Origin of the sequence: Streptomyces sp. NPDC057099 (genome assembly GCF_042671245.1) — a bacterium.
Classification (GTDB): Bacteria; Actinomycetota; Actinomycetes; order Streptomycetales; family Streptomycetaceae; genus Streptomyces; species Streptomyces purpurascens.
In genome coordinates, this window is record NZ_JBHUTX010000002.1 from 244,550 (window position 1) to 261,455 (window position 16,906).

Below are 16,906 nucleotides of genomic sequence, written 5' to 3' on the forward strand. Positions count from 1 at the left end.
CATAGTCGGCGATGGGTAATGAATTGAACCAGGAACGTCGGGATCTGGTGGTCGGTCTCGACGCGGGCGGCACCCGGACCCGGGCGGTCCTGGCGACCGCCGCCGACGGACGTCCGCTGGGCGAGGGCGCCGCCGGGCCGGGCAACGCCCTGACCGTGCCGGTGCCGCAGCTCACCGAGCATCTCGCCGAGGCCGTGGGACAGGCCGTGCCCGAGTCCGTCCGGGACCGGGTCGTGGCCGTCACCGGCGGTTTCGCGGGCGCGACGGGCGCCGTCGCCGACGAACCGGGGCGGCGCAACGCCCTGACCGCCCTCACCGCCGCCCTGAGCCGACTGGGCATCGACGCCGGCCCGCCCGTCGTCGGCAGCGACATCGAGGCGGCCTTCGCCTCCGCCCCGGGCGCCCCGGCCGACGGCCTCGCCCTGGTGGCCGGCACGGGCGCGGTCGCCATGCGTATCACCGACCGCCGCGGCACCACCACCGTGGATGGCGACGGCTGGCTCCTCGGTGACGACGGCAGCGGCTTCTGGATCGGCCGCGCGGCCGTCCGAGCCGCACTGCGGATGGCCGACGGGAGGGGCGCGCCGACCGTGTTGGCGGAGCTGGTGGGGCGGGAACTCGGCGTGCCGGGCGAGGTGCTGCCCCGTGGAGCGTCCGGTGGTGTGGTGCGGAGGCTGTCCCCCGACGTGGTCCAGGGCATCGAGGAGGGTGCGCCGGGTGACACGGCGGCGCCACCCGCGAGCGGCCCGGCACGGACCGGAGCGGCCGGGGCCGTGTCCAACGGCGTGACCGGTTCCCCGGTCGAACGGCGCCCCCTCCCGCCCCCCGACGACACCGCCTGGTCCCGCCCCCACCGCGAGGCCTACCGCAGACACCTGCTCCCCGCCGTCATGGCAGAACCCCCCATCCGCCTGGCACGCCTCGCGCCGCTGGTCGTCGAGGCGGCCGGGGATACCGTCGCCCTGGCCATCCTGGACGAGGCCGCCGACCAACTCGCCGAAGCCATCAAGGCGCTGGACCCCTGCTCAGGAGAACGGGTCGTGGCCACCGGAGGTCTGCTCGGGCCCGACGGGCCGCTCACCTCGCGCCTGGAAGCCCGCCTCCGGACCCTCGACCTGCCCCTCGACTGGGTGCCCGACGGCCGCCGGGGCGCCGTGGCCCTGGCCCGGCTCGCCCACCAGGGCCGTACATGACCGCCACCCGGCAGTCCACGCCCCTGTACCGCGACCCCACCGCCCCCGTCGACGACCGCGTCCGCGACCTGCTCGCGCGCATGACCCCGCGCGAGAAGGCCGGCCAGCTCAACCAGCGGATGTACGGCTGGGACGCCTACCGCCGCACCCCCGACGGCGGCTTCGAACTCACCGACGCCCTGTACGCCGAGACCGAGCGCTTCGCCGGACTCGGGGCCCTGTACGGGCTGTTGCGCGCCGACGCCTGGTCGGGTGTCGACCACACCACCGGGTCCGGCGCCGAGGACGGTGCCGAACTGGCCCACCTCGTGCAGCGGCATGTCGTCGAGCACAGTCGGCTCGGCATCCCGGCCCTGTTCGTCGAGGAGGTGCCGCACGGGCACATGGCCCTCGACGGCACGGTCCTGCCCGTCAATCCGGCCGTCGGCGCCGGCTGGGACCCCGGGCTCCACGAGCGGGCCGCCGCCCACGCCGCCGCCGAACTGCGCGCCCGCGGCGGGCATGTCGCCCTGGTCTCGGCCCTGGACATCGCCCGGGATCCGCGCTGGGGCCGGACCGAGGAGTGCTTCGGCGAGGACCCGTACCTGGCCGCACGGCTCACCGAGGCGCTCGTCCGCGGTATGCAGGGGGAGCCTCTCGGCCAGCCGGACGGGCTGTTCGCCCCGGACAAGGCCCCCGTCGTCCTCAAGCACTTCGCCGGGCAGGGCGCCACCGTCGGCGGCCGCAACTCCGCCGAGTCCGAACTCGGTCTCCGGGAGCTGCACGAGATCCACCTCCCCGCCGCCCACGCCGGTGTCCGGGCCGGAGCCGCCGCCGTCATGGCCGCCTACAACGAGGTCGACGGCATGCCCTGCTGCGGCAACCGCGCCCTGCTCACCGGACTGCTGCGCCACCGCTGGGGCTTCGACGGACTCGTCATGGCGGACGGACTGGCCGTGGACCGGCTGGCCCGTATCACCGGCGACAAGGTCTCCGCCGGGGCTCTCGCGCTCCACGCCGGGATCGACCTGAGCCTGTGGGACGAGGGCTTCACCCATCTGGAGGAGGCGGTCGAGCGGGGGCTGGTGAGCGAGGAGGCCCTGGACACGGCCGTCGCGCGGGTGCTGCGGCTCAAGTTCCGGCTCGGGCTGTTCGAACAGCCCTACAGCGCGGTCCCGTTCCCGGACCCCGCCGTCGGACGCGATCTGAGCACCGCCCTCGCCCGGGCCGCCGTCACCCTGCTCCACAACGACCAGGGCGTGCTGCCCGTGTCGATCGGCTCCCGTATCGCCGTCCTCGGGCCGCACGCCGACACCGTCGCCCACCAGCTGGGCGACTACACCGCACCACAACGCCCCGGCACCGGCACGAGTGTCCTCGACGCACTCCGGCGTACCGGCATCGACGTACGCCACGCCAAGGGCTGCGCCCTCACCGGCGACGACCTCTCGGGCATCCCCGAGGCGATCGCCGAGGCCGCCACGTCCGACCTCGCCGTGCTCGTGCTGGGCGGCAGCAGCGCCCGTACGCCCGGCACCGAGTTCGACGCCAACGGCGCCGCGCGCACCGTCGTGTCCGAGATGACCTGCGGAGAAGGCGTCGACCTGGCCGGGCTCCGGCTCGGCACGGCCCAGCAGGCCCTGCTCGACGCCGTCACGGCGACCGGCACGCCCACCGTCGTGGTCCTGATCCAGGGCCGCCCGCACGCCGTCCCCGAGGCCGCCGAACGGGCCGCCGCGCTGCTCACCGCCTGGTACCCGGGCCCCTGGGGCGGCGAGGCGATCGCGGACGTGCTGCTCGGGCGGGCCGAGCCCGTGGGCCGGCTGCCCGTGTCCGTGCCGCGCTCGGCAGGCCACCTGCCCGTCTACTACAACCACAAGGACACCGAGTACGGCGGCTACGTCGACGACAGCGCCGAGCCGCTCTACGGCTTCGGGCACGGGCTGGCGTACACGAGCTTCGCCTACGGGCCGCCACGGCTGTCGGGGCGGACCGTCGAGGTCGACGTCACCAACACCGGGGAACGACACGGGCGTACGGTCGCGCAGTTGTACCTGCGCCGCCTCGTCACGCCGGTCTGGCCGCGCGCGCTGGAACTCCGGGGCTTCAGGGCCGTCGAGCTGGAGCCGGGAGAGTGCCGTACGGTCGCGTTCGATCTCGGTCCGGACCAACTGGCCCAAGTGGGCCCGGACCTGGAGACGGCGGTCCTGCCCGGCACGGTCGAGATCCGCGTAGCGGAGTCGGCGCGCCGGGCCCTGACCGCCGTACCGGTCGGGCTCCGGGTCGATCAGAGCTTCACGGCACCGGACGAGACGCCCTTGTAGAACCACCGCTGGGTGATGACGAACAGCACCAGCACCGGGATCACGGAGATGACGGAACCCGCCATCACCATCCGCTGGTCGTAGCCGAACGACGAACTCTGCAACCGGGCGAGACCGAGCGTCAGCGTGAAGTGCTCCTCCGAGCGCAGCACGATCAGGGGCCACAGGAAGTCGTCCCAGGCGCTGATGAAGGTGTTGATGGTGACGACGAGGATCGCGCCGTAGGCGGAGGGCAGATACAGATACCGGAAGCGTTTCCACTCGCCCGCCCCGTCCAGCATCGCCGCGTCCTCGATCTCGCGCGGTACGGCGAGGAACGCGGCCCGCATGATGAGGACGTTGATCGCGGCGACGAAGCCGGGCAGCCAGACACCGGCCAGATGGTCGACCAGGCCCATGTCCCGGATGCTGAGGAACAACGACACCATGATCGACTCGAAGGGGAACATCATGGACGCCATCAGCACGACCCAGACCAGCTTGCGGCCCTTCCAGCCCGGCTTGGAGAGCATGTAGCCCGCCAGGGTGGAGAAGACGAGCTGGCTCGTGACGGACAGCGCGACGACGACCAGGCTGTTCCTGATGTACGTCCACACCGGGACCTGGTCGAAGATCTCGCGGTAGGCCCGCAGGGTCGGGTGGTGGGGGATCAGCGAGGCACCGGCGCCGAAGACGTCCTCGCCCGCGCCCTTGAGCGACGACAGCAACTGCCACAGCAGCGGGCCGACGGTGATGAACAGGACGAACACCAGCAGCAGATAGCGGACGAGCAGTTCGCGCGGCCTGCCGTAGTCCCGCCAGCGGGGCATCAGGCGGCGGCGCTTGTCGACGGCGGTCGTCATCCCTCGTCCTCCTTCGTCAGACGCTGGGCGAGCAGCGTGAGGCCCAGGGTCAGGGCGAACAAGGCGACGCTGACGGCGGCGCCGTAGCCGGCGTTGCCGGTGAGCGGGTCGAGGCCGACGTCGCGGATGTAGAAGGGCAGCGTGCGGTCGGCGCCGCCGGGGCCGCCGGTGGAGCCGCCCAGCATGTAGATCTCGGTGAAGACCCGCAGCGAGCCGATGCCGGTCAGGGTGCCGACCAGCATCATCGAGGTGCGTACGCCGGGCACGGTCACGTGCCAGAAGCGTCGCACGGCACCCGCGCCGTCCACGGCCGCCGCCTCGTGGAGTTCCTTGGGGACGTTCCCGAGGGCGGCCAGGTAGAAGATCATGTACCAGCCGAGGCCCTTCCACAGCGTCAGGCCCATCGCCGACAGCAGGATCAGCCAGGAGTCGGACAGGAACGGGATGGCCTCGCGGATGATGTGGGCCTTCTGCAGCCAGGTGTTGACCAGTCCCTGGTCGCTCAGCAGCCATTGCCAGCTCAGGCCCACGACCACGCTGGAGGCCAGCACCGGCGTGTAGAAGGCGGAGCGGAAGAAGCCGATGCCCGGCAGGTTCTTCTCCACCAGGATCGCGAGCAGCAGCGGCAGCAGCACCATCAGCGGGACGACGAACAGCGCGTACAGCAGGCTGTTGCGGGTGGCCAGCCAGAAGTCCGGATCGCCCAGCATCCGGCGGTAGTTGTCCAGCCCGACGAGGTTGTACGCCCCGCCGAGCGGCTTGGCGTCGGTGAAGGAGACGACGACCGTGTTGAGGAACGGGAACACCCCGAACACGGTCGCGCCGATGATCGCCGGGGTCATCCACAGCCAGGGCAGCCACCAGCGGCGGTGGAGCGCCGCGCCCCCCGCGTCGGCGCTCGGGCCGGGCGTCACGAAGCGGAGGGCGCGGCGCAGGGGCCCCGGCGGCCGGGAGGAGGAAGCGCCGCCGGGGTGTCGGGCGCCCGCACCCGGGGGAGCGGGGACGGGCGCCTGGTGGACGGTCGGTTGCGTCATCCTCAGCTGCCCTGCTCTATCAGCTGGGTGGCCTTGGACTGTGCCTCCTTCAGAGCGTCCTCTGCGCTCTTCTTGCCCTGCATGGCCAGCTGGATCTGGGCCGAGATGGCGTTCAGCTCACCGGGGGTGAGGGCGATCTCGTCGGCCGTGGCGGTCTTGCGGTCACTGGCGACGATCTTGCGGGCCTCGGCGAAGGGGTCGTCACCCTTGACCGACTGGAAGAACGGGTCGTTCAGGGAGGCCGTGGTGGAGGGGAAGATGACGACGTTCGGGTCCTTGGCCCAGGCGAGCTGGTTCTCGGCGTTCGTCAGGAACTGTGCGAAGGCCAGCGCGGTGGGGGCGTTCTTGCTGGTGGAGGCGGTGCCGACGTACTGCGGGGCGCCGACGGTGTGGCCGAGGGCGTCGAGCATGAACCGGCCGACACCGGTCTTCTTGTAGACGCTCGGGTTGTTCTGCTGGATGAACCGCAGGAAGTTGGGGTTCGTCGGGCCGTAGACCAGCTTGCCCTGGCCGTAGACGTTGGCCGGGTCCTGCGTGGACGACAGTGAGTCCCTGGGCATGCCGCCGGCCTTGTAGAGCTTGGTCATGGCCTCGACCCACTGCGCGGTCTTCGGGTCGTCGGCGAAGGTGAACTTCTTGCCGTCGGCCGAGAGGATCTCTATGCCCATCTGCTGCCAGTCGGCCGGGATGCGCAGCTGCGGGTTGGCGAGGAACGCGTAGTACTTGCCGCCGGAGGCCTTGGCCACCTTCTCCGCGTCGTCGAACAGGCCGAGCACGGTGGTCGGAGGTTTGGCCGGGTCCAGGCCTGCCTTCTTCATCAGGTCGGTGTTGAAGGTCTGCACGATGCCGCCGGAGTACCAGGGCAGCACGCTGTGCACCTTCTTGCCGTCCGCGTCGGCGTACATGCTGGACTTCCACAGGGCGGGGGCGAACGGCTTGCCCGCGTCCGGCGCCTTGTTGTCCAGGTTGAGCAGATAACCGTTCTTCGTCAGCGCCACCGCCGTGTTGACGTTGATGTTCACCACGTCCGGGAGCGTGCAGCCCTGCGCGTCGGCGACCAGGCGCTGGGTGAAGGTGGCGTCGCCCGGGTCGTCGATCCAGTTCACCTCGGCGCCGGGGTGGGCCTGCTCGAAGGCGTCGATGACACCGTTGAAGTACTTCCCGAAGTCCTTCTTCAGGTTGGTCGTCTGGAACGTGATCTTTCCCTTGACCTCGCCGGAGAGCTTGCCGGAACCGACGTTGCCCTGGTCGACCTTGCAGCCGCCCGCCGTGGCGTCACCGCCGTCGGAACCGCCGCCGGACAGGCCGCAGCCGGCGGCCGTCAGGGTCAGGACGACCAGACAGGTCAGGGATCCGGTGAGTCTTCTTGCGCGCATTGCTGCCCTCCTGGGACCAGTCGTCGCTGGATCGAGTCGCTGGATCAAATCACCAAGTCGGACTTCGATTGATGAAAATGTGGACCAGAATTCATCGGAGGTCAATGGTTTTGCTCAGTGGCGGTGTTCGTGGTCCTGGTGTGTGGGGTCGCCGGGGTGCTCGTGGCCTTCGGCGTACTCGATGTCGGCTCGGGCCTTGTCGAGCCAGGTGAAGAAGGCGCGTCGGGCGGCGGCTTGGCGTAGGTCGTGTTCGATGCCGTGGCGTACGTGCCCGTACGGCTGGATGTCCGAGGTCGCTGATTCGTCGTAGGGGTCGACGCCGCGGCGTAGGGCATCGGGGGTGAGGAAGCGGTCCTGGTTGCGGTCGTAGTAGTCCCGTACGGCCCTCTCGGGGATGTCCTGCTCGTGTTCCAGGTCGGCGAGCAGGGCTCGGGTGGCGGGGGAGTGGGACAGGGCTGCGGCGATGATGCTGCCGAGGCCGGCGATGTCGGTTTCGGGGACGTTGAGCAGGTGCGTCGGAAGAGCGTCGGGCGGTGGGGGGAGGCCTCGTTCCGTGCAGGCGCGGCGGGCGAGTTCGTCTGTGATGACCACCTGCGTCGCCCAGCGCCGTTGTTGGCGGTGTCGTCTTGCGTGTGCGGCGGTGTTGTGGCTGGTCGCGCAGTTCCCCGCGCCCCCAAGAGGGGTTGCACCGCCCCTGTCCAGGAAGGCGGCCACGCGTTCCTTCGGGATCGCCTCACCCTGGACGCGCGCTGCGTAGTCCTCCGTCAAGGCGTCACCTCCAGTACCACGGCCTTCGTGTACGCCACACAGCCGTGCCAGGCAGCCTTTGCCATCAGCCAGTACGAACCCGGTGGTATCGCGGTGCCGTCCACCTCGATCACGGACTCGGCCTGCTCCCCGCCGGGCACCGTGAAGCCCTGGCAGCCCGGGGTGATGCCGGGCCAGGTGCCCCAGGAGGACACGGCCCAGATCGTGCCGTTGACGGGGCCGCGTGTGGGGTTCCGTAGGGTCACGGGGACCCGGGCCCGTTCTCCCCGGCGGACGGTCACCCGCTCGACTCCCAGATCCGCCACCAGAGTCGGGCCGGTGCGCCCGTCCGGTACGTCCAGGGCCACCACGTCCTCGTACGTCTGGCCGCCGTACGACAGCCGGGCAGCGAGCCAGTGCCGGCCGGGGGCGGCGGCCGGGGGTGGTGTGACCGTGATGTCGGTGAGGGTGAAGCCGCCGGGGCCGAGGGCGTAGGGGAGTTCGGCGGGGTCGGTGGCCCAGTCGGGCGGGGCCTCGAAGGTCACCGTGCCCGACACCGGGGCGTCGGTGAGTTCCGAGGAGACCCGGACGGTCGCCGTGACCGGGCCGTCGGCGGTGAGGGTGGTGGGGGAGAGGTAGACCGCGACGGGCATGTTGCCGCGTGGGGCGGGGCCGGAGTTGTGGAGCCAGTAGCGGGTGGCGATCGGCTGGGCGGGCTCGTGGGCGTCGATGCCCGGCCCGGGTGCGGGGTCCGGCGCGTGGGCCGGGGTGGCCAGGATCGTGGCGACCTCGAAGCCGGACAGCTCGACCTCCAAGGCGCCGTCGCCGTCCGGGGCGAGTGGCTCCCCGGGCCTCTCCAGGACGTCGGCGCGGGCGCCCGTCGACCAGGCCAGCGGGCCGGACAGCCGGGTCCGCGTCGGGCGTCCGTCGGCCTCGTGCACGCGGACTACGACGCCCTGTCCCGGATCCACGGGCGCCGCGCTGCCCCGGGCCAGCGGGGAGCCGGCCGGCTTGAGCGCGTCGAGCAGTACCTCGCCGTCGGATTCCAGGCGCAGCAACGCGACTTCCCTCGGAAGGGAGCCGGAGGACCGTCGCAGCCGGGCCGTCAGGGGGCGGTTGTACGCGTGCCCGGCCTGGGGCAGGCGCAGTGCGCGCCAGTCGCCCGGGCCCGCGACGACGGCGTACTCGAAGGTGTGCGACCAGCGCTGGAGCTGGAAGCCGGAGCCGTCGGGGGCGGTCCGGCGGGGTGGGTCCACCCAGATGCCGGACGGCCAGCCGGTGCAGGAGCGCATCAGGGACATGTAGAGGTCGCCGGAGGAGGTGATGACGCAGCCGGGCGTGCCACGGTTGAGGACGGCGAAGCCGCGTCCGTCCCAGGCGTCACCGGGCGGGAGTGCCTCGCCGCCGCCCGCTGCCGTCGCCGTCACCGTGAAGTCGTCCAGGTCGGCGACGATCGCGTCGACCGCCTTGGCGTCGTCCTCGGGGCGGGCGCCCGCCACCACCAGCAGCGGAAGGCGTTCCAGGTCGCGCAGGTCGGCGCCGGGGATCCACTCCTCGCGCAGAGAGGCGCGCGGTGCGACCCAGACGGCGGCCACGCCCCGCTCGGCGAGTTGGCGCCTGAGTTCCCGCCCGGCCGCCGGGTCCCAGCCGAGCGCCTCGGCGACCACGGTGTTGCGGTCGGGGCCGCCGACGGCGATCCGGATGTCGGGGAGGTTGGAGTCGACCTCCAGGTCGCCGTAGCGGGGGCCGCCCGCGATGGTCGAGGTCGCCGTGACCCCGGCCCGGACCAGGGCCGCCGCGAGCGGGGTCCCGAGGTCGCCCGCCGTGTCCCAGTCGGCGTAGACGAGTTCGGCGACGCCGATCGAGCGGTGCCCGAGGAGTGTGCCGGAGTCGTCGTGCACCGCGACCCGGGCGGTGGAGCCGAGCCCGAACCAGGTGTTCGCCGGGTTGTCCAGCGTCCACGGGAACCGCTCGCTGTCCACCTCCACGAACCCGAACCCGCGCCCGATCACCGCGTCGGCCACCTCGTGCACCGGCAGCCCGCCCCGCACGTCCGACGGCCAGCGCACCCGGATGAGCCGGTCGGCGCCGTCGTACCCGTCGACGGTCGTGGTGACGTCGAGCCGGTCGACGCCCTGCCACAGCGTCAGGCGCTGGGTGCAGCGGAAGAGGCCGAGGTCGGCGGTGACGGTGAGCCGGGAACCGGCGGGGGAGTGCTCGGCGCGCACCTCGGCTGTCACGTCCCGGCCGCGGGCGGCGGTCGTGCCGGTCGGGGTGAGATGCCAGGGGCCCTCGCCGAAGCGCGGGTGCCTCGGGTACTCCTCCTGGACGACGATCTCGTTGCCGATGTCCCCGGGCCGCAGCAACTCCCGGCCGCCCTCGGCCAGGGCGCGCAGACTGCTGACGCCACCGCCGCGTGCCGGGTCGACCGTCACCTCGTAGAACTCGTTGCGGATGGTGAGGCCTTCGGCGGGCTCCCATCCCGGGACGGACCCCTCGGTGAGCGGGAGCGCCTTGAGGCCCATGCCGGGTACCTCCGGGACGACGACATGCAGCCGGCCGTCCTCGCGGACTGCGGGGAGCCCCCGGGGCACGAGCCCAGGGTCGTCGACCGTCAGAACGTCCCGCCGCGCCCAGGTCGCGGAGTTGAACACGACCAGGTCGGGGCCGTCACCGGGGGCGACCTGGTCGGCCAGGGCCTGGGTGGCGTCGGCGTGCACGCTCCCGGCCAGGTCGTGCAGCTCCCGCCAGCCGGTCATCAGGTCGATGTACACCTGGTCCGACTCCGAGCCGGTGATGGCGTCGTGGTGGGCGCCGTAGACGAGCTGCCGCCAGGCCTTGTCCAGGGCCGCGTCCGGACAGGGGTGCCCGGTGACGAGCGAGGCGAGCGTCGCCCAGGCCTCGGCGTCGGCGAGGAGGGACTCACCGTGGCGCTGGGCCTGCTTGGTGTCGATGTAGGAGACATCCTTGCCGGTGTAGATCGGGTTCATGTCGCGGGTCTGCGGGGAGGCCTTGCGGCCCTCCGTCTCCAGCTCCGCGCGGACGGCGGCGAAGAAGTCCCGGGGGATCGCGCTGATGAAGCGAGGCCACACGTACCGGGCGTTCCAGTCGCGGTGGATGTCCATCACCCAGCGGCACGGCGGCGCGTAGTCCCCGCCCACCGGGAGCAGCACATTGCGGGTGAGCGCGACCTGCTTGAGCCGCTGGAACAGCTTGTAAGCGGCGGCGTTCGCCTCCGGCAGGGTGGGGGCGTTGTCGATCGCCCAGCCGGCGCCGTAGTGGTTGACCATGTACGCGGTCAGCAGGCCGCGCCCCGACGGGGCGATCCAGTCGAACTCGGCCGGGAACTGCATCCGGCCCGGGTCCCTCGGCTCCTCGCCGAACACCGACAGCGTCGGACCCCACTGGTGGAACGGCCCGCGCGCCCACGAACTGGACGTGACGCCCGCGTCCGCCATCAGCCCCGGGAACTGCGGGTCGTGCCCGAAGGCGTCCAGCTGCCAGGCCGTCTCGGGCGAGGCCCCGATGATCCCGCGCTGGAAGCCGTCGCCGTACAGGGCGTTGCGCACGGTCGCCTCGGCGCCGGTGAGGTTGGTGTTGGGCTCGTTGTAGGTGCCGCCCATGATCTCGACGCGGCCGGTGCGGATCAGCTGCCGCAGGAAGGCGCGTTCCTCCGGGAAGGAGTCCCAGTAGGGCTTGAGGTAGTCGACCTCGGCGAGCACGAAGGTGTACGCCGGGTCGCGGCGGGCCAGGTCGCAGTGGGCCCTCACCAGGCTCATGCCGGACTGGCCGCGCGAGTCGAAGGTACGGGCGGGCAGTCCGCTGGTCGCCGGGTCGTCGGCGACGTCCCAGGTCTCGGTGTAGGCGCCCTGGGTGTTCCACCAGACGGGGTCGTAGTGGAAGTGGCTGACCATGAACATGGTCCAGCCCGGTTCGGCCGCCGTGAACTCGCCGGTGCGGGTGGTGACTTCGTCCCCGTCCGCGGCGGTGACGGTGATCTCGCGGCGGTCGCCGGGGACCAGGTCCTCGCCGGTCACGGATATCTCGGCCCGTACGGTGCCGTCCTCGCCGACGGTGGTCTCCGCGGTGCCGGTGAGGCCCGGGCCCCCGACGGTGAGCCGGACCGTCCGGCCCGGGGCGTGGCTCAGCTCGACGGCCACCACTTGGCGCGGCTGTTCGGTGGTCCCGGTGAAGAGCTCGGTCGACTCGACAGAGGTGACACGCATGGGGCTCCTACGAGTGCTCTGGGGGAGCCCCATCCTGCACGGCAGGAATGATTCAAACAACCATCTTCACGTCAACTTGGTGGTTCATCCATGCACCCTCGGCCAGGCTCACTTGGTCCGGCGGGACTTCACCGCGTGCTGCGGGGTGATGTGGTCGGTCAGTGCCAGCGAGGCGCTCGCCCGCTGGTAGGTGAGCTGGGCGACCCGGACGTAGAGGCAGTCCACGAGCATCAGCACGGAGTGCCGGCTGCTGATGCTCTCGGCCCGGAAGCTGGTCTCCGAGGAGGACGGGATGAGCCGGATGTCGGCGGACCTGGACAGCGGCGAGCGCGGGTCGGTGGTCAGGGCGATGGTGGTGGCGCCGCGCTCCTTGGCCATCTCGAACGGTTCGAGGGTCTCGCGGGTCGTACCGGAGTGGGAGATGCCGATGGCCACGTCCGCCGGGGTGAGCAGGGCCGCCGAGGTGGCGGCCGCGTGCACCTCGGTCCAGGCGCGGACCGAGCAGCCGATGCGGAACAGCCGGGTCTCCGTCTCCTGGGTCACCGCGCCGCTGCCGCCGACCCCGTAGACGTCGATGCGCCGCGCACGGGCCAGGGCCTGGGCCGCGCGTTCGAGCGCGTCGAGGTCGATCCGGTCGATGGTCTGCTGGATGGCTCGCAGGTCCGCCGTGCCGACGACCTGCACGACCCGCTCCAGGCTGTCGTCCGGCGAGATGTCCGGGCCGATCTCGGCGGTGCCCCAGTCGGAGACCTCGCCCCGGCCGCGCTCCTGGGCCAGTTCGATCAGCAGGTGCTGGTAGGAGTCCAGCCCGATGGCCCGGCAGAAACGGGTCACGGTCGCCTGGGAGGTGCCCGTGCGGCGGCCCAGCTCGGCGGCCGAACAGTGGGTGACGGCGGCCGGATCCTCCAGGATCAGCTCGCCGACCTTCCGCAGGGAGCCCGCCAGCCGGGGCAGCTCGGTGCGGATCAGTGTGGTGACGTCCGTGGGAGGCATGGGGAGAAGGTACCAGCCACCCTTCCTCGCATGACTTGAATACCAGGACCCGATATGGTTTATAGATTCATCGATGGAGAAGTGTAGGGTGGTTCAATCCATCAGTGGGGAGTGTGTCGCGTGTCCGTCGAGTCTGTGAGCGCCCAGGGGTTCGCGCGGGAGAGCCTCGTCGTCCTCCAGCAGGTCATCGAGTCCGCCCGCGACGAGGTGGCCGCCGCCGCCGACCTGGTCGCCGAGTGCGTCCGTGCGGACGGTGTCGTCCACGCCTTCGGCACGGGCCACTCGCAGGCCCTCGTCCTCGAACTCGCCGGCCGCGCCGGCGGACTGGTCCCCACCAACCGGCTGAGCATCGCCGACCTCGTCCTCTACGGCGGTGAGGACCCGGCCGTCCTCGACGACCCGCTCCTCGAACGGCAGGCCGGGGTGGCGCGGCGGATCTACGATCTCGCCGCCCCGAACCCCCAGGACCTGTTCGTCGTCATCTCCAACTCCGGCGTCAACAACGTCATCGTGGAGATGGCCCTGCACGCCAAGGAGCACGGCCACCGCGTCCTGGCCCTCACCTCCCTCACTCACACCCGGGCCGTCCCCGCCGCCCATCCCAGCGGGCGGAAGCTGGCCGACATCGCCGACGTCGTCCTCGACAACGCGGCCCCGCGCGGCGACTCCCTGCTCGAACTCCCCGGCGGCGGCTCGGTCTGCGCCCTGTCCACACTCACCGGCGTGATGCTGGTCCAGATGACCGTCGCCGAGGCCGCCGGACGCCTCCTCGCCGCCGGCGAACGCCCTCCGGTCTATGTCTCGGCCAACGTGCCCGGCGGTTTCGAGGGCAACCTGGAGCTGGAGAAGAAGTACGCGGGCCGGATCCGCCGCACCGCGAGCTGAACCGGACCGTACGAAACGGCCGGGGCCCCGATGAGGGACCCCGGCCGTCCGCATCTCACTTCACGGGCACAGGCACAGGCACAGGCACCGGCGTCAGCGCGACGGCCAGCGGATACGCGCCGGTCGTCAGCGGCGCCCCGACGGTCCCCGACTCCGTGTCGACGGGCACCAGGGCGCCCGCGTCGGCGGTGGTGACGTACGCCGTGCCGCCGTTCCAGTCCAGCGCGACGTCGAAGGCGGACCTGCCGACCTTCACCGTCCTGCCGGGGGCGCCGGTGACCGTGTCGACGGGCGTCACGGTGTCGCCGGTGCTGGGGCTGACCCACAGGGTCCGGCCGTCCGGGGACAGCGCGAGACCGTAGGCCTGGCCGGAGACCAGGAGGGTCGGCTCGGTGTCGTTCGTGGCCGTGTCGATCGGAGTGACCGTCGAGCCACCGGAGTTGGACACGTACACCGTCTTCCCGTCCGGCGCGGCCACGACGTTGAAGGGGCTCGGGCCGACGGGGACGGCGGCAGCGGCCTTACGGGTGGTCAGGTCGACCGGGGTGACCGTGTCGTCCTTGATGTTGGGCACGTAGAGCGTCCGGCCGTCGGGCGTGATCGCCAGGTTCTCGGGCCCGTTGCCGACCTGGACGGGCGCTCCCGGGGTGAGGGAGGCCGTGTCGACGGGCTGGACCGTGCCGTCCGTGTAGTTGGCGACCCAGAGGGTGCGGCCGTCCGGCGTGAGCGCGAGCCCGGCCGGGACCTTGCCGACGGGGACCGTGGCGGTGACCTTGCCCTGCGCCACGTCGATCACGCTGACCGTGTTCGAGCCCTGGTTGGCCGCGTAGGCGGTCCGCCCGTCCGCACTCGTCACCACCTCACCGGGGTTGGCACCCACGGCGATGTCGGTGGCCTTCTTCGAGGACAGGTCGACGGAACTGACCGACGCCCCACTGAAGTTGGCCGTCAGCGCCCTCGACGAGCCCGTGCCGTCGGTGACCTGGACCGGGAGCGCACGGTCGAGCACGCCGTCACCCGAAACCCCGACCGATCGCACTCCGGCACGCGCGTTCTCCCCGGCCGTGACGGTGACCGTCGCCGACGTGCTGCCCCCGGCCGGGACCGTCGCGGTGCCCTCGGCGGGCGAGACGGTGACGCCGTCGGGGGCGGTCAGCTTCCAGGTCACCGTCCGGGCGGCGGTGGCGGCCTGGTCGGAGAAGGAGAGCGAGATCTTCGCGGAACCGCCCGGCTTCAGACTGACGGAACCCGGCGCGAACGCCGCGTCCACCCCCGGGTCGGGCGCGTTCTCGATCATCGCCGTGTAGAGGAACCGGTCCATCACGCCCGGAGAGACCTGCTGGGGTATCGCGTCCAGCTCCTTGCGCTGGGACCTCAGCCGGTTCCAGTACGTGGTGACCGCGTCGGAGTCACCGCGCTTGCCGGCCAGCAGCAGATCCACGGCCGTGCGTCCCGCCGTGCCGTAGCGGCCGAGCTTGTCCAGCCAGGCCGAGGTCTCCCGGAGGAACCCGGGGTTGTCGAGGCAGGCCCGGAGTTCACGGGGTGTGGCGGCCATGTCGGCGAAGTACGACCGGAGCGCGGCGGCGGCACGGTCGAGCCCGGAGTCCTCGTCGTACGCCTTGCGGAACGCGGCGATGAGGGCGCTCAGCGTCGGGGACTCGGTCGCGTCCAACTGGGACGAGTAGTTGTTCTCGGCGAAGATCCGCAGCCACTTGGCGGCGTCCGGCCCGGCCAGGTCGCGGACGGAGGCGAGGAACGCGGCCCGTGGGTCGTAGGCGTCCGGGTTCCACAGATAGGCCGCCGAGGTGAACAGGGCGAGCCGGCTCGCCTGACCCTGGACCATCGGATTGGCGGTCACCCCGGTCGCCGCCTTCGCCACGCCGGGCTCGCGGCCGGTGTAGGGGCCGAGCAGCAGACGGCTGGTGACGTAGTCGTTCACCGGGTAGTTGTCCCAGACCAGGATCGGATGGCCGTAGACCTCACGGGCCTTCGCGACCTGCTCGGCGGTGATGGTGGGGGCGATCACGCCGACGCCGGTCCACTCCACGACCACCGACGGGTCCAGCTTCTCCCGCAGCGCCTTCTTGTAGGGGGAGTCGGCGAGATCGGAGTACTCGGTGGGGACCATCTCCAGGGGGTGCAGGCCGGAGCGGCCGGCCGAGAAGTCCTTCCAGACCTCGTTGAGCAGATGCGCCTGCGCCGCCCCCGCCGCACCGCCGCCCGTGCCGAACTCCTTCTCGTCGGCGGGGCAGTTCCACGTCGTGTAGCTGATGTCGTCCAGCGGGATCGCGAAGGAGCGCACCCCGATGGCGTACAGCGAGTCGAATTTGCGGGTGAGGGCGGCGATGTCGGCGGCCGAGGAGTAGCAGACGGACAGCCCCGGGGAGAGGGCGTAGGTGAAGCGGACGTGGTTGGCGTCGGCCCGGTCGACCAGTTCCTTCAACTGCCGCAGTTCGGCGGGCGGATACTCGTCGCGCCACCGGTCGCGCAGGTAGGGGTCGTCCTTGGGGGAGTAGACGTAGACGTTCTGCTTGGTGCGGCCGTAGAAGTCGAGCTGGTGCAGCCGCTCGGTGTGCGACCAGGGGGTGCCGTAGAAGCCCTCGATCACTCCGCGCAGCGCGGCCGTGGGCCAGTCCCGGACCGTCACCACGGGCACGGTCCTCGTGACCAGTCGGCGCAGGGTCTGGGCGGCGTAGAAGGTGCCGGTACGGTCGGTGCCGGACAGGGCGAGGAGGGTGCGGCCGTCCTTGCGGCCGGAGGCGAGGACGTAGCCGCCGGAGGGCAGTCCGGCGGGGGAGGGGGTCTTGAGGCGCTTCAGGGCCGAGGCCGTGGCGGTGTTCTCCTCCGGGCCGCCGAGGAAGACGGTGAACCCGGCCTTCGCGGGCGGCTTGCCGGCCGTCACGATCCGCTTGGCTCCGGCGTCGCGCAGGACGGTCTCGACGAGCCGCCGGGCCGACGGGTCGGTCCCGCGCCCGACGACCGCCACGACCCGCTCGGGAACCGTGAGGCGGCCGGGCCCCGCGTGGATGCTCTTCGGCCGCGGCCACACCTGGGGCAGGGCGGCGGCCTTCGAGGGCTCGTCCGGTGCGGCGGCCGAAGGCGGCACCTGCGCGAGCGTGAGGCCCAGTGCCAGCAGCAGCGCGGCGGCGGGCAGTCTGAGACGAGTGGCTGGGAACACGGAATCTCCTTCCCGGGGAGGGATGAAGGGAGAGGTGAATGGAGCCACCGAGTGATGCTAGAGATGCTGAATCAAGCAATCAATGGGGTGTCGGAGATCGGCTCCGTCCGGAGCATTGACGCCGCCCGC

General features: G+C 71.7%; 10 protein-coding genes. 3 read left to right on the plus strand and 7 right to left on the minus strand.

The annotated features are described in order from the left end of the window. Positions 1 to 11 precede the first annotated feature (11 nt). Together ACFT4A_RS03530 and ACFT4A_RS03535 are read left to right on the plus strand one after the other, a co-directional pair. Positions 12 to 1,193: an N-acetylglucosamine kinase gene (locus ACFT4A_RS03530; RefSeq protein WP_382825563.1), complete on the plus strand. Its 1,182-nt coding sequence runs from the start codon at positions 12 to 14 to the stop codon at positions 1,191 to 1,193. Further along, the gene (locus tag ACFT4A_RS03535) at positions 1,190 to 3,496 is read left to right on the plus strand and encodes a glycoside hydrolase family 3 N-terminal domain-containing protein (RefSeq protein WP_382825565.1); all 2,307 of its coding nucleotides are present in this window, start codon (positions 1,190 to 1,192) and stop codon (positions 3,494 to 3,496) included. The genes ACFT4A_RS03530 and ACFT4A_RS03535 overlap by 4 nt, the downstream gene beginning before the upstream one ends. Here the strand turns inward: ACFT4A_RS03535 and ACFT4A_RS03540 are convergent. The 6 genes from ACFT4A_RS03540 to ACFT4A_RS03565 form a co-directional block, all read right to left on the minus strand. Then, on the minus strand, positions 3,460 to 4,338 hold the full coding sequence (locus ACFT4A_RS03540) for a carbohydrate ABC transporter permease (protein WP_382825567.1): 879 nt from the start codon (positions 4,336 to 4,338) through the stop codon (positions 3,460 to 3,462). The two genes, ACFT4A_RS03535 and ACFT4A_RS03540, sit on opposite strands and share 37 nt — an antisense overlap. Further along, positions 4,335 to 5,372, minus strand: coding sequence for a carbohydrate ABC transporter permease (locus ACFT4A_RS03545; protein WP_382825569.1), 1,038 nt, complete (start codon positions 5,370 to 5,372; stop codon positions 4,335 to 4,337). Before ACFT4A_RS03545 ends, ACFT4A_RS03540 begins: the two co-directional genes overlap by 4 nt. A 2-nt stretch (positions 5,373 to 5,374) precedes the next feature. After that, the gene (locus ACFT4A_RS03550; protein ID WP_382825570.1) at positions 5,375 to 6,748 is read right to left on the minus strand and encodes an extracellular solute-binding protein; all 1,374 of its coding nucleotides are present in this window, start codon (positions 6,746 to 6,748) and stop codon (positions 5,375 to 5,377) included. A gap of 114 nt (positions 6,749 to 6,862) precedes the next feature. Continuing rightward, positions 6,863 to 7,516 carry a peptidyl-prolyl cis-trans isomerase gene (locus ACFT4A_RS03555; protein WP_382825572.1) on the minus strand — a complete coding sequence of 218 codons (654 nt, stop codon included), beginning with the start codon at positions 7,514 to 7,516 and terminating at the stop codon, positions 6,863 to 6,865. Further along, positions 7,513 to 11,721, minus strand: coding sequence for an NEW3 domain-containing protein (locus tag ACFT4A_RS03560; protein ID WP_382825574.1), 4,209 nt, complete (start codon positions 11,719 to 11,721; stop codon positions 7,513 to 7,515). Before ACFT4A_RS03560 ends, ACFT4A_RS03555 begins: the two co-directional genes overlap by 4 nt. Before the next feature lie 108 nt (positions 11,722 to 11,829). Then, positions 11,830 to 12,714, minus strand: coding sequence for a MurR/RpiR family transcriptional regulator (locus tag ACFT4A_RS03565; RefSeq protein WP_189721595.1), 885 nt, complete (start codon positions 12,712 to 12,714; stop codon positions 11,830 to 11,832). A 120-nt stretch (positions 12,715 to 12,834) separates the two neighbouring features. Here ACFT4A_RS03565 and ACFT4A_RS03570 point away from each other — a divergent pair, with 120 nt between their 5' ends. Further along, positions 12,835 to 13,599, plus strand: a complete 765-nt coding sequence (locus ACFT4A_RS03570; RefSeq protein WP_382825576.1) for a sugar isomerase domain-containing protein — start codon at positions 12,835 to 12,837, stop codon at positions 13,597 to 13,599. Between the two features lie 55 nt (positions 13,600 to 13,654). Here ACFT4A_RS03570 and ACFT4A_RS03575 read toward each other — a convergent pair whose 3' ends face one another. Next, a complete protein-coding gene (locus tag ACFT4A_RS03575) occupies positions 13,655 to 16,777 on the minus strand; it encodes a beta-N-acetylglucosaminidase domain-containing protein (RefSeq protein ID WP_382825578.1) in 3,123 nt (1,040 codons plus the stop codon). Positions 16,778 to 16,906 lie beyond the last annotated feature (129 nt).